1 protein-coding gene is annotated in these 402 nt (G+C 34.8%); it reads left to right on the top strand.

Translation table 11 applies throughout. The annotated features are described in order from the left end of the window. Positions 1-402: transposase family protein (locus ACTQZM_RS12075; RefSeq protein ID WP_441653904.1), on the top strand; the 402-nt coding region annotated here is incomplete at both ends.

The raw sequence follows: 402 nt of genomic DNA, 5'->3' as shown, positions 1-402 counted from the left end.
AACTACTTTTATCAAAAAACTTCTTTCTATTAAAGATGATAATATTACTTTCCCTACTTATGCGGACGCACTTTCTGAAGAGAAAGTACATGGTGTTCCTTCTAAAGTCTTTTCCGGCTTGCTATCATACCCTGAAAATCCATACTGTTGCCCTGAATGTGGGGTAATTGGTTCCGTCATTAAACATACGCCAAAAGCTAGCCTAATTCAAATGATTTCCTATCAAAATGTTCCCACTTATCTTCGTTTATACAAGCAGCGATATCGTTGTAAAGATTGCGATCATACTTTCAGTGCTACCACAAATATTGTTGATGAAAATTGCTACATTTCAAAAGCATTGAAATTCGCTATTCTTAATGATTTAAAGCAGAAATGTTCTATGACCGATATTGCTAATCG

Origin of the sequence: Enterococcus cecorum (assembly GCF_052119425.1) — a bacterium.
Lineage (GTDB): Bacteria > Bacillota > Bacilli > Lactobacillales > Enterococcaceae > Enterococcus_E > Enterococcus_E cecorum_C.
The sequence above is the reverse complement of the archived record's forward strand: the minus strand, read 5'-3'. Positions and strand labels throughout refer to the sequence as shown.